The sequence below is a fragment of the Allorhodopirellula solitaria genome (genome assembly GCF_007859855.1).
In the GTDB taxonomy this organism is placed as follows: Bacteria; Planctomycetota; Planctomycetia; order Pirellulales; family Pirellulaceae; genus Rhodopirellula; species Rhodopirellula solitaria.
In genome coordinates this window covers 1-12724 of the sequence record NZ_SJPK01000039.1, presented here as the reverse complement: position 1 = coordinate 12724, position 12724 = coordinate 1, and the positions used below count along the sequence as shown (strand labels likewise).

The following is a 12724-nucleotide window of genomic DNA, read 5'->3' as shown; positions in this document are numbered from 1 at the left end:
CTGCTCAGTGGAGTGTGGGATGCTGTCTATGAGAACTGGCTCCAGTCAAAACTGACCGTCGGCGACCTTATCAATTTGGAAACAGCGTGATGCAGGACTCGTCGAGCGCATCAAGCGGATCGCACCCAGGTGCAGGTATCAGCTCGCTCTTTTTCGGCGGGGGCGATTGGCGCGAAATGCACTATGAATATTGCATGAAGGTATTATGATGGTGTGTTGGCCCTCTCGGCGTCGAAAGTCGACGCATTTTCCGGTCGATCAGGCCGGTGTTTTCTTTCATTGTTAATTAGGAGTATGTCGTAATGCTTTCCAAGCGATTGTTTGCGTTTTTCTGTGCGGGTTTTTTGGCTGTTGTGACCCAAATGGGATGTGGCCCCGATAATTCGGCCACTGTTTCCGATGTGGACGACAGCGTTGTTCACACCGAGGAAGAGATGGAAGAAATGGGCTCACAGAACGCTGCTGACATGAATAGCCAATAATCGTTCACAGCGATTTGGATGGGTTGAGTGGCTCAACGCTGAGCGACCCGATCTCGTTCCTGCCGCAGGCGGACCTACCAGCAATTTTTGATGCCGAGGTTTTCTTGAGGGAAACCTCGGCTGCCATTATTGAAGTCCAGGCAACACCCGCTGGTAGATCCTGTTTTTTGAATCACTTTCCGTGCCGATTTTGTTCGGCATTTTTTTTTCCCGTAGAGGTTTTTCTAATGAATACTTCCTCCCGACGAGGCGGATTTACCCTCGTTGAATTGCTGGTGGTCATCGCGATCATCGGTGTTTTGGTCGGGCTGCTATTGCCCGCCGTCCAAGCGGCACGTGAAGCGGCGCGTCGTATGAGTTGCAGCAATAATTTCAAGCAGATTGGCTTGGGGCTACATAATTATCACTCCGCCTATGACCAGCTACCTGTTCATAGCGGGGGCACCAATCCCAATATTGGCAACCGTCACCTGCTCAGCTTTTTGGTTGGCCTGACGCCATTCATTGAGCAGCAAGCTGTGTGGCAGATGATTTCTAACCCACGGGTGGTCAATCACAACGGTGGGACACGCGGAACACCGTTTCCCGCGATGGGGCCAGTGCCATGGGATCGAAACTACACGCCGTGGTTGACCCAGATTGGGACCTACCGCTGCCCGAGCGACCCCAGCGTAGCGCCAGCCAATTTCGAGGCCTTTACCAACTACGCTGCCTGCATCGGTGACGGTATCGCCAGTAATAATCACTCGTGCATCAACCAGGACGGCAGCATCAACAGCGGCTGTATGCCCCGCCGTGGTGGCATGGACCGCGGTGTCTTCGTCACCCGGATGCCCACCAAGTTTCGCGATATTCTCGATGGGCTGAGCAACACGATTGCCAGTGCCGAGATCGTCGTCGACTCCAATACGCTCGAAGTGCTTTCGACCGTCGTCAACCGCGGTAGCGACGCTGCTTTCTTCGTGGACCCCACAGTTTGCGAAGACACGATCGATCCGCAGCGTCCACAGTTTCACCTCGCCGGCACCAGCGCGAATAACTGGGGTTCCTCTCAGCGGAAGGGAATGCGTTGGACCGATGGGCGTCCCGTGATGACGAGCGTGACGACGATCATGCCGCCCAACCGGGTCAGTTGCTCCTGGGCCGGTGACGGCAGCGATGGCATGTTCACCGCAGGAAGTCGTCACCAAGGCGGATGCCATGTGCTGATGGCTGACGGAGCGGTCAAGTTCATCACGGAATCGATCGAGTCGGGCAACTTGAGTTCGCCCTCACCGAACTGGCCGACCAGTAACCCAGCGGTACCGCCGGGAAGCGCCAGCCCCTACGGATTGTGGGGTGCTTTGGGGACGAAGGCGAGCAAGGAAACTGATCAGCTCCCGTAGCCATCCCAGTAGCGTCAATCGCTGCCTTATTTCAATCGCAGAGACCGGGCTCGTACAATGCAGGCCCGGTTTTTTGCGTTGGTGAGGCGAGCGTAAATTTAGACGGGGCTCGCAATGACTCAGGAGAAGAGACGAAATGGTGCCCAACGGGACCGCGAAGAGAATGAAAACGTCACGGCGGCAATCGATGCTATGTCCATTGTTTGGCCCAGGCCAGTTTTCGTGCCGCTTGCTTGGCTGGTTCGTCACGGCAGTTGTGTTGCTGGCCGCCAGCGACGTGCACGCTCAGCGACCGGCAGACAAGCCGCTGCGCCTTTCCAGCGACACCGTCGGTGATAGCCAGCTATCTGCAGTTCGCGACGACCTCGTTGCCGCGATCACAGAGGGAGCCAGCCCGGCGGATACGACCGCGTTGATCCAACGCCAGCGGCGATTTGATCGGGAACTCGCCGGTGAGCTAGCAGCAATTCGCGATGAACTCGTTGAAATTCAAAAGGGAGAATTCGATCGTGAGTCCCAGCAACGCCGCGAGGAACTCCGGCGGCAGCAGAGTCTGTTGTGGCTGACTCGCGTGGAACTGGCAGCATTGCTTTCAGAGATGTTTGCGGAAGGCTCGGCCGACGGCGTGGCGCTTTCAGCAACCTCGATCCGCCTCATCCGCGAGGCGCTCGCTAATTTTCCCAATGACAGCGAACTGCATCAAGAGTTAGCGAGGCTGTTGTCTGAATCACAACTGCGCAGCGGCGATCCCGATTCCGCGATCCGTACGATGCAGCAAGCATCAACGGCAGGAAAGGGAACGGAGGACGCGGTGCCCACCGAGCAGAAGCCGCAACCATTGGTCGTGAACACGTCGAGCGAATTGGCGTTCGTTATCCGTGTGGATTTGGCGAAGCACCGGTGGGATGCTGCTGCGGACAAACTGCAGCAGTACTATGGCGATGCGCCCTCGTCAGCGCCGCGGAGTCCAGCGATGGATTTGGCCCGGCTTCGCTATCTGATGCTGCGTCCGAATCGTGCCACCGATCTGCGCGAGGTCGCTCAGTGGCTTGACGCGATCGAGCAGCGTGGCGGGGCGACGTCACGACGGAACGCTGAAACGCTGCTCGCTCGCTACCGTGCATCCCGTGGTGCCGATGAATCTGAATCGACCGACGCCAGCGATTCAGGCGAACGGTCGACGGACCCGCGGGTACTGCGCGCCGACGCGAGGTATTACCTTCGCGTGGGGCAATCCCTGCCGGCAGCCGTCACGTTCGCGCGCGCTGCGGTTCGCGATCGCAATGCCCCGCGGAGTATCCAATCGGCCATCGAATCGGCGGCGATTTTGCAAAGCGTCTCAAAGGAGCCCGCGGCGGCGGAGCTGCTCCGCCGAATCGCGATGGCCCATCCACAGCACGAATCCTCCCCGATGCTGGTACTGCAAGCGGCGTCGCTGCGTTCGGCGGCCGGCGGCACGGCTTCGTCTTCGGCAGGCCAGGGCGCTCACGAGTTGTTGACAGAGTTGATCGATCAATGGCCCCTTTCGCAAGCGGCGCAAACCGCACGAGCAACGCTCATTGAATCCGCCGTAGCGAGGGGCGATGCGGCGCGGGCGGCGGAGTTGGCGACCGAGATGCCCGCAGCACACTGGAACGACACCACCGCGCGGCGGTGCGTCGATCTTTGGCAGCGCGCGATCGTGGGCGCGTCCCCGCTGTCATCACTCTGCGACTGGGACGACGATGAGTGTCAGAGCGAGAACGCCGCAGGGGTCGTCGAGAGCCTGACGAGAATGCGTAACGTTTTTGCCGCGGCGGCCTCCACGGCACTCGCTGAGCAGGCCGAGTTCACATGCACCATTTTATTGGATTCGTGTGACAACGATGCCCGCCGCGAGCGATTGAGGTTAGCAGGGGAAGGGAGCAGCGACCCGTTTCTCTCCGAACTCGCCCGCCGCCGGCTGGGAAAGAGCGTGCCCGATGTTACGTCCGAGAAGAATGCGCCGCGGAGCAGCGTGCTGGTTCGCGTCGTGGCCTGGCGATTGAACGAGGACCTTTCGGAAAACCCGGCGCTGCACCGAGATATCGCTTCTTATCTGTTAACACTCCTCCCGGATTTCAGTAGCGGTATCGACTCGCGGTTGCCGATTGCCTGGTCGATGTGGAGTGGGAACGCGAGCCATGGCCTGCAGCGTTTGCGTGACGAAATTCCGGAATCGGATCAGCCGGGGGAACTGATCGCGGCCGCTGCGTCGGCGCTCGCTGATTCCGCCAACCCATCGGATCTTCAACTTGCGTCGCGTTTGTGGTTGGAGCTCGCTGCTGGTCTTCCATCTGCGACGACCTCGCATCAGCGGGCGAAGGTGGAGGGTATCGCCTGTCAGTGGCGAGCGGGAGATCGCAGCGGCGCCCGTGCGGCCGCGGAGTTGATGCTGCTGACGAATCCACCGCAGGATCCGGCGATGCGAGAAAAACTGCAGAAATGGAGTCGGTAGGCGCGTCGTAGGGTTGGGGTCAGGCGATCGGACGCCCGCCTGACTTTTACCGCGACGCCCCATGCGGTACAACGGATAGTCTGCCCGCCAATGGGATGACGCGAATTTTCTTCGGTGAACGCAACCTTGAGCATAAACGAGCCCCCGCCGCGAGATGATGCCAGGCCGATCGTTGGAGTCGGGACGCAGTGGGTGATCGATGCTGGCCGATGTGATCCTCAGAAGCTGCAGTCACTGCAAGCGGTTGGCGATATTTGCCAACGCGCGATCGATGGCATTGGATTGCACGTGATCGGGACGCCCGCGTCGCACCGTTTCGCCGTGCCGCACGGAGTGACGATGCTGTACTTGCTCAGCGAGTCACACTTGGCTGTGCATACGTATCCGGAGCATGCTTTGGCAACCTTTGATTTTGTCTGTTGTCGCGAAGACGTGGATTGGCCCTGGGACGCAGAGTTGCGGGCGGGATTGGGTGCCCGTGACGTTCACGTCCGCAGACTGCCGCGGGGCGTGTGGCCGCCTGGCCAGACCGGGGCAACGCGACGGGTCGCCGAATCCGCGGAGGGATTGCGATGATTGGTGCCCGAACGCTCAAGAAGAAAGGGACGAATTGCCCCAATTGTGGCGGCCCAGTCGAGTTTGGTGCTGGCGGCACGATGGTGGCGGTTTGCGAATTCTGTCACAGCGCGATCGCACGCGGTGATCGTGATGTGGAATTGATCGGGAAAGTCGCCGATCTAGTGGAGACCGACAGCGTCCTCCGACTCGGCTCGACGGGCAGATATCGCGGCAAGCCCTTTGAGTGTATTGGGCGAGTGCAGTATCAGCATGCTGCGGGCGGATATTGGGACGAATGGTATCTGCGCCTGCCCAGTGACCGAGTGGCTTGGTTGGCCGACGCACAGGGCCAGCTGCAGTTGACGTTTCCACGGCGGATCGGGCGACGAACACAGGTGCCTGACTTCGATTCGCTGCAGATCGGCGATCCAGTCCCTCTGGGCGATTCCGACCTGACCGTGATGGAAAAGGGCACCGCCACGGCGGTGTCTGCTCAGGGCGAGATTCCTTGGGCGTTCCGGCCGGGCGCGGATCACGTTTACGTCGATCTGCGGGGTCAGGACAATTGGTTTGCGACCTTCGAGTACAACCCCGAGAAGGATTCAGAGACGAAGAAAAGCTTGGCGATAGGCAAAACGGTTTCGCTGGCGGAACTCAACCTCGATCCGCCCGCCGTCGAGCCGCTCGAGTCTGAATCGGTACGGCGCGTCGAAGCGGTGCAGTTAAATTGTCCGCAATGCGGCGGGCCGCTGGATCTACGGACACCCGATCAAACGATGCGAGTGGGATGCCCGAACTGCGGCGCTCTGCTCGACGTTAACGAAGGCAAGCTGCGGATACTCAAGACTCTCGACGACCGGCGCGTCAAGGCATCGATTCCACTTGGCAGTGTGGGCCGCTTTGACTGCCCAGGGAAAGTCAGTGACCACGAGTTCACATTGATCGGAGTGATGGATCGCTATGCCATGTATGGTGGGATCACCTATCCATGGCGTGAATACTTACTGCACAACCCGGAGATAGGCTTTCGTTGGCTGGTTGAAAACGATCGGCATTGGTCTTTCGTCGAGCCGGTCACCGACGGCAATTTTACCCGTCATGACCGATCGGTCCGGTACAAGGGGAGCACGTACCGGCTATTCGATCGCGGCCGCGCGTATGTCCGTTCCTGCATGGGCGAGTTTTACTGGAAGGTCAATCAAGGCGACATGGTCACCACGAGCGACTACATCAGCCCACCGGAGATGCTGTCCTTTGAATCGTCCGAGTCGGGCCGAAGCGAAGAACTCAACGTATCGCGTGGGATTTACGTGAGCGTCGACGAAGTCAAAGAGGCCTTCGGATTGACGAACCTCACTCGCCCTTGGGGCGTGGGCCCGATCCAACCATCGCCCCCGATTCACGTCGGCGTGTGGATATCTTGGGTGGCGTTCATGTCATTCATCTCGGTGATGCACGTGCTGGGGCGCGCCTGGTTTGCAGCGCCGGGACAGCCTGGTCCTGATCCTTGGATGTGGTTCTATGCGATGATCTTTGTTTCGATCGTTCCCGTTGGGATCATGGTATACAAATACCATTTCGAGACCCAACGCTGGAAAGACAGCGACTACAACCCTTACCCAACGTCGGAATCGTGAAATGAAATTGCTTCAATTCTATCTCGTCGTGGGAATCGCAGCGTGTTTGTGGTTCAGCATTGCGACAGCTAACCGATGGCAGGCTCCCGATACAGGCTTCCTCAGCGGTGGTTCGGGCGGCGGCGTCTACGGCGGGCGGGGCTACGGTGGTTCTTGGGGCGGCGGCAAATGAGCGGGGAAATCAACTTCTCGCGGACGATCAACAATAATATCCTTTAATCGAAATAGTATGCTATGAATATCCTTGCGCAAGCCGACACGACGCTCCCTGAAGGCGCCCAGCATGTCGTCGTTTCCCCCGCCGGTGGTGTGGGGTTCGACGTGCTGCTAGAGCATTTGATCGCCGCCAGTGTTTTCTCGCTGATGGGCGTGGTCGTGTTCGTCGGATGCCTGATACTGACGGAGAAACTGACCCCTTTTTCGATCATCCATGAGATTGGAGAGGAGCACAATATCGCGGTGTCGATCGTTGTCGCTGCGATCGTGTTGGGCATGTCGATGATCATTGCTGCCGCCATCCAGGGTTAAACAGATTGATCGATCGCGCTCCACTTGGCTTGCTCTACGTCAACGTGTTGATCATTGCCACTTGTGGGTTGGTGTACGAACTCGTCGCCGGGACACTGGCGAGCTACCTGCTGGGCGATTCTGTAACACAGTTCTCGCTGATCATCGGCGTGTACCTGTCGGCGTTGGGGTTGGGCGCTTGGCTGTCGCAGTATCTTGAAGACCATTTAGCTCGGACGTTCATCGAGATCGAGCTTGCCCTGGCGATCATCGGTGGTTTTTCCACGCCACTGCTTTTCCTCGCTTTTCCACTGGTCGATTGGTTCCACAGTCTGCTCTATGGCAGTGTGGTGTTGATCGGGGTGCTCGTCGGTCTGGAGTTACCGCTTTTAATGCGGATCTTGAAGGAGCATCTCGATTTCAATGAGCTGGTCTCTCGCGTGCTGGCCTTCGACTACCTCGGAGCCTTGTTCGCATCGGTACTGTTTCCCATTTTTCTGGTTCCGCGATTGGGTTTGACGCGAACGGCGATTGTGTTTGGATTGCTCAATGCTGTGGTGGGGTTGTGGGGGACCTATCTACTCCGCCCGCTCTTGGCCGACCGTGCTTTAGCAGGGCTTCGCGGTCGTGCTGTGCTCGTGATTGGCTTGCTCGCCGTCGGGTTCATCAAAGCCGACTCACTGACGACGCTTGCCGAAGAAAACACGCTCGGCGGTCAGATTGTCTATGCCGATACCTCTCCCTATCAACGAATCGCAGTGACCCAGGGCGAACGTGGGTTTCAGCTCTATCTCAACGGGCACCTGCAGTTCAACAGCGTCGATGAATATCGTTATCACGAGTCTCTCGTGCATCCTCTAATGAGCGTGTGCGGCGAAGCACAGAGGGTATTGGTGCTTGGCGGCGGCGATGGGCTGGCCGTCCGTGAGCTACTGCGTTATCCCGGCATCGAGTCGATCACACTGGTCGACCTCGATCCCGCCATGACGCGGCTGGCGACACAGTTTGAGCCACTGGCCAACCTCAACGGGCAGTCGCTCTCTCATCCCAAGGTGACGGTCGTCCACCAGGATGCCTTTCTATGGGCGAAGGAGTCGGGAGAGGCAGAGGGCACCAACGCACACGGCCTGGATGGCGAGAAATTCGATGCTGTCGTGATCGACTTTCCCGATCCGAGCAACTATTCCGTTGGCAAACTCTATACAACTTATTTCTATCGGCAATTGAAGCGTCACCTGGCACCCGGTGCTGGCGTATCGATTCAGTGCACCTCGCCGCTGGTGGCTCCGCAATCGTACTGGTGTATCCTGCACACGCTGCGGGAATCGGGATTCGATGTGACCCCCTACCACGCCAGCGTACCGACGTTCGGTGTGTGGGGGTTTGCCTTGGCGCGGCTGCTCAGCCCGACTACGCCTGAGGCTGACTCAGAGATTGTGAATTCCAAACAGCCACTGGATTGGACCTTGCCACCGAAGTTATCCCCGGCGGTGACGGGGCTGCGGTTTCTCAATGGCGCGGCCATGCGGGGTCTCTTTCAGCTGCCCGCTGACCAGCAAACGCTCGACGTGCCGGCCAACCGGCTCAACGACCAGGTCCTCGTTCGCTTGTACGACCAGGAATGGGGCGGTCGAGGCTGAGCCATGGGCTGTTCAAAATTTGGTGTTGCGTGGTTTCACGTATTGTGTGGCTTCTTGTGTGGCTTCTTGTGTGGCTTCACGGCTTGCCATTGGCTGACGCCAACGGCAGGGGATGTGTCGGCCTCTGGCCTAAGAACGCGGAACAATCGCAACTGCCACAAGATGGATGTCAGCACCAACTTTTTAGCAGCCCAGGCGAAACCCTGTGGATTACCCACAAGTTTGCTCCCCCGTGTGCTTGTCAGACGCCGAAGCGACGTTTTGAAATTAGAAAACCGCGGCATCGACACGCGTTCCCCTGTCAGCTTGTCTGACAGGAAACCAAGCCGACAAACTTTGCTCTCATGCGGGGCAAGCCCGCATGGGAGCGGGGTGAACGCTCGATCATTATCTAATCACGAAACGGAGATTCCTGTCAGACAAGCTGACAGGGGATCTGGTTTAATGGGTAATCAACAGCAGGCGAAACCCTCATCCAGGCTGCGGTGGCAATCCAGCTCATCGAGCTGGCGCCGCGAGCGAGACTCCGCTTTGGAGAAGTGGTCGGTGCGCCTGCTGTTTTGCGCCATCAAGAGCGGCTATACTTCCGCAATCCCGTGTTTAGGCAATCATTGGCTGCCACTGGCGAGCGGCCAATTGCCGCCCTACCTCTCCCCTCACCCTCCGACATGTTGGACGTTATGGAAAATCGAAAAAAACTGCTGCTGGCAGGGATCCTCTGCCTGATTGCCGCCGGAATGGGATTTGGGGTGCGGACGGGCCTGCTTGAAGTTTGGTCAGGCCAGTACGGATTCACGATGACCGAGCTGGGCAAGATCACAGGTGGCGGTTTGGTCGGGTTCGGGTGTGTGATTCTGTTCGCTGGGTTTTTGATCGATACGATTGGATACAAGCGGTTGATGCAGATCGCATTGATGTGTCACCTCATCTCGGCGGTGATGTTGTTCTTTGCCACGCCCGTCTTCAACGCCAGCGGCAAGGAGGCGGTCTACGTATTGCTGTACTGGTCGATGTTCATCTTTGCGATCGGCAATGGGATTTGCGAGGGCGTGATCAATCCGCTCACGGCGACCTTGTTCCCTGAAGCGAAGACGCACTACCTCAATATTTTGCACTCCGGTTGGCCTGCCGGTTTGGTGATTGGTGGATTGATCGTCTTCGCTAAGCCCTATGTGGCGTGGGAGATCTTGATGGCAACATTCCTGATCCCGGTGGTGGTCTACGGATTCATTATCACGTTTGAGCCGTTTCCCAAGACCGCGGCCGAACAGGGAGCCACGTCCTATGGCGGCATGATCAAGCGTTTGATCACGCCGTTCTTCTTGATTTTGTTGTTTGCTCACGCCTGCGTCGGTTACGTCGAACTGGGTACGGACAGTTGGATCAATAAGATCACAGCGAACATTCTCAGCAGCGCTGCTCTCGGCACGGCTCTGTTCATCTACACCTCGCTCTTGATGACGGTGCTGCGATTTTTCGCCGGACCGATTGTCCATCGCATTTCGTCGCTGGGTTTACTGTTGGCAAGTTCGCTGATCGGTGCGACGGGTTTGTATTTGATCAGTATCGGTGAGAGCGTGGAGTTCATGTTCTTTGCCGCGACGGTTTACGCGGTTGGTAAAACGTTCTTGTGGCCGACCATGCTGGGTGTGCTCGGCGAGCGATTCCCTCAGAGTGCCACGATCGGAATGGCGCTAATGGGTGGCATCGGGATGTTGTCGGCCGGTGCCCTCGGCGGCCCTGGCATTGGCTACAAGCAGGATTATGCTGCCTCGCACGAACTGCAGAGCGCAGCTCCAGAGACCTATGAGCGAGTCAAGGCACCCAACGAGAACCAGTTCTTGTTCTTTCCACCGATTACGGGAATCGATGGGGCGGCAGCCGCGATGCTGGCCGACGGCGGCGAAGCGATTGAAAGCGAGCGAGAAATTGCTGGCGATGATTGGACGTCACCAAAATTCGAAGAACCACGCAAGCAGTATGAGTGGTGGCAGGAGAACAAGGAGTTCGCCGAGGTGGACGCGCCGCCCGTCAAGGCAGCGAACCTCTACGGCAGCCGCTGGGCTCTTCGGGTTACCACGCTCGTCCCTCTGACGATGGCGGTGTGCTATATCATTCTGTTGACGTGTTTCCGCAAACCGGATCATGTCGAGGAAGAAGTGGTGGAAGAAAACGAAGCCATTGGTGCGGTGTGACGTTCTTCGGATTCGTTTTCAAGGGGCTGTGGCGACGGCCTTTCCGGGTTTTTCTGACTCTGATGGCGCTGGCCACAGCGATTGGCTCGGTGATGGCCTTTGTCGGTGTAGCGGATGGATTCTCTGAATCTTTCCGGAACGTGTACGAGTCTCATCACGTCGATCTCGTCGTCTCGCGGCAAGGATCCGCGGACCGGTTGAGCAGTTCGCTCGCCGATGGATTCCCTGCGCAAATCGCGGGCGTCGAGGGGGTTGGTCGCGCCGCGGGCGTGCTGTTGGAAACCCTTTCGGTCGAGGACCAGCAGATCTATGGGATCCCCGCGATGGGAGTTCGTACCGACAGTTGGCTGTTCACTGACTACGGGTTGTCGCCGCCACCGAAGTCGGCCGACGGCAGTGAAGGCGATGTTCTCTACCTCGGACAGAATCTCGCCGATCGGATGCACGCCGAGATCGGGAGCAAGGTTCATCTCTTTGACGAACCCTTCCGAGTCGGCGGGACGTTTCAAAGCGATAGCATCTGGGAAAACGGATCGATGATCCTTCCCCTGGCCGCTCTACAGCGTCTGACCGGTCGCGAGGGGCAGCTGACCTACATCAACGTGATGCTCAACGAGAACACGGGGCCCGATGCGATCCCAGGCGTTGTTGAACGAGTCGAGGCGATCGATTCCAAACTGCTCGCACTGGCCACAGACGAGTTTGTGGAAACCGATCAGCGGATGAAATTGGCGGGATCGATGGCTTGGATGACCTCCGCGATCGCGCTGCTCGTCGGCGCGATCGGGACCCTCAACACGATGATGACCAGTGTGCTCGAGCGGACGGGGGAGATTGGCATCTTGCGGGCCATCGGCTGGCCTACACGGCGAGTGGCGATGATCGTGTTTTTAGAATCGGTGATCTTGGCCCTCGCTGCGACGATCCTGGGTGGCCTGGGAGCGGCGGGCTTGTTGTCGCTCTTGGCCGCCTCCGACGCGGCGGGCGGGTTGTTGCAACCATCGATCGCTTGGTCGGTCTGGCTGCGCGGGGCGATGATCGGGCTGGGCATCGGTGTCGTCGGCGCTCTCTTGCCAGCCTATCGAGCGACACGTCTACACCCCACCGAGGCGCTGCGGCATCAAGGGTGAGCAGTGTGTGAACGATAAATAGCGGATCTTGGAAAGCTGTCGAGAAACACGCGTGCCAACCCCGAATGAGGTTCAAGAGCATTCAAGACGGGGTCTGCGACCCACTGCGGGGTCGACGCTCTATCTTCCACGAAACACCGTACGTGGCGCTGCGCTGACCTACGGCTATTCTCTATCATCCCTTCCGGGACACTTGTGGGGAGTCAACAGCTAAATGCCGGTTCATCCGACGGAAGCGTGCGCAGAGCACAGCGGGAGGTTTTTTGAGTACTGTCATATCCAGAACGAAAATTTGCAGTGCGCGCGTACGCTCAGCGGCACCACCAATAGGGTAGCTTTTTCGACACTCAAAGTCCACTGTTTGTCGGCCAGCCAGCACGGCTCGGTTAGCTTTGGTGGTTCAGTCTCGCCACCCTGGTAGATATCCGAAGCTCTGAGAGCCCCACACTGTCTCATCCGGCGTTTGAACCGCTAACAGAGCATCTCACTCTAGCACGGGCTTGCTCAGCAGAGCTACGCTCCACCGATACCCTCGGCATGCGACGACGTTGTTAGTGTGCTTGGCAGCACGACAATTCAGCCTAAGACTTCAGAGCTTCGGACGGTTTCGATTCTACAGTGTTTTCCTGGTTCACTCCAAGACGAATTAGTAAGCCGATCAGCAAGTCGCCGATCGATTGAGGGCCTCGACGCTTCTTGCCAGCGAGAAGCTGC

Annotated in this window: 10 protein-coding genes; all 10 read left to right on the top strand. The window is 58.3% G+C overall.

Annotated features, from left to right (window positions below):
- Nucleotides 1-302 precede the first annotated feature (302 nt).
- The 10 genes from CA85_RS24200 to CA85_RS24160 all read left to right on the top strand — a co-directional run bounded on the left by CA85_RS24200 (nucleotide 303) and on the right by CA85_RS24160 (nucleotide 12010).
- A complete protein-coding gene (locus CA85_RS24200) occupies nucleotides 303-482 on the top strand; it encodes a hypothetical protein (RefSeq protein WP_146394228.1) in 180 nt (59 codons plus the stop codon).
- Nucleotides 483-709: 227 nt separating this feature from the next.
- Nucleotides 710-1867, top strand: a complete 1158-nt coding sequence (locus CA85_RS24195; RefSeq protein ID WP_146394226.1) for a DUF1559 domain-containing protein — start codon at nucleotides 710-712, stop codon at nucleotides 1865-1867.
- A 163-nt stretch (nucleotides 1868-2030) separates the two neighbouring features.
- Entirely contained in the window at nucleotides 2031-4343 is a 2313-nt protein-coding gene (locus CA85_RS24190; protein WP_146394224.1) for a tetratricopeptide repeat protein, read from the top strand.
- A gap of 126 nt (nucleotides 4344-4469) precedes the next feature.
- Entirely contained in the window at nucleotides 4470-4919 is a 450-nt protein-coding gene (locus tag CA85_RS24185; protein WP_246113112.1) for an S-adenosylmethionine decarboxylase family protein, read from the top strand.
- Nucleotides 4916-6538 (top strand): DUF4178 domain-containing protein, encoded by a 1623-nt coding sequence (locus tag CA85_RS24180; protein WP_186775198.1) that lies wholly within the window; start codon nucleotides 4916-4918, stop codon nucleotides 6536-6538. Before CA85_RS24185 ends, CA85_RS24180 begins: the two co-directional genes overlap by 4 nt.
- Before the next feature lies 1 nt (nucleotide 6539).
- Complete coding sequence (locus tag CA85_RS25280; protein WP_186775197.1) at nucleotides 6540-6710, top strand: hypothetical protein; 171 nt, start codon at nucleotides 6540-6542, stop codon at nucleotides 6708-6710.
- A gap of 62 nt (nucleotides 6711-6772) precedes the next feature.
- Complete coding sequence (locus CA85_RS24175; RefSeq protein ID WP_146394222.1) at nucleotides 6773-7066, top strand: DUF350 domain-containing protein; 294 nt, start codon at nucleotides 6773-6775, stop codon at nucleotides 7064-7066.
- A gap of 5 nt (nucleotides 7067-7071) precedes the next feature.
- Nucleotides 7072-8685, top strand: coding sequence for a polyamine aminopropyltransferase (locus CA85_RS24170; protein WP_146394220.1), 1614 nt, complete (start codon nucleotides 7072-7074; stop codon nucleotides 8683-8685).
- A 680-nt stretch (nucleotides 8686-9365) separates the two neighbouring features.
- Nucleotides 9366-10880, top strand: coding sequence for an MFS transporter (locus CA85_RS24165; protein ID WP_146394218.1), 1515 nt, complete (start codon nucleotides 9366-9368; stop codon nucleotides 10878-10880).
- Complete coding sequence (locus CA85_RS24160) at nucleotides 10877-12010, top strand: ABC transporter permease (protein ID WP_146394216.1); 1134 nt, start codon at nucleotides 10877-10879, stop codon at nucleotides 12008-12010. The genes CA85_RS24165 and CA85_RS24160 overlap by 4 nt, the downstream gene beginning before the upstream one ends.
- The last annotated feature ends 714 nt before the right edge of the window (nucleotides 12011-12724 follow it).

What these genes read in the sequence shown, in the direction of transcription:
- CA85_RS24180 (WP_186775198.1), top strand. Translation starts at nt 4,916, where the DNA reads ATGATTGGTGCCCGAACGCTCAAGAAGAAAGGGACGAATTGCCCCAAT.
- CA85_RS24175 (WP_146394222.1), top strand. Translation starts at nt 6,773, where the DNA reads ATGAATATCCTTGCGCAAGCCGACACGACGCTCCCTGAAGGCGCCCAG.
- CA85_RS24165 (WP_146394218.1), top strand. Translation starts at nt 9,366, where the DNA reads ATGGAAAATCGAAAAAAACTGCTGCTGGCAGGGATCCTCTGCCTGATT.
- CA85_RS24200 (WP_146394228.1), top strand. Translation starts at nt 303, where the DNA reads ATGCTTTCCAAGCGATTGTTTGCGTTTTTCTGTGCGGGTTTTTTGGCT.
- CA85_RS25280 (WP_186775197.1), top strand. Translation starts at nt 6,540, where the DNA reads ATGAAATTGCTTCAATTCTATCTCGTCGTGGGAATCGCAGCGTGTTTG.
- CA85_RS24195 (WP_146394226.1), top strand. Translation starts at nt 710, where the DNA reads ATGAATACTTCCTCCCGACGAGGCGGATTTACCCTCGTTGAATTGCTG.
- CA85_RS24190 (WP_146394224.1), top strand. Translation starts at nt 2,031, where the DNA reads ATGAAAACGTCACGGCGGCAATCGATGCTATGTCCATTGTTTGGCCCA.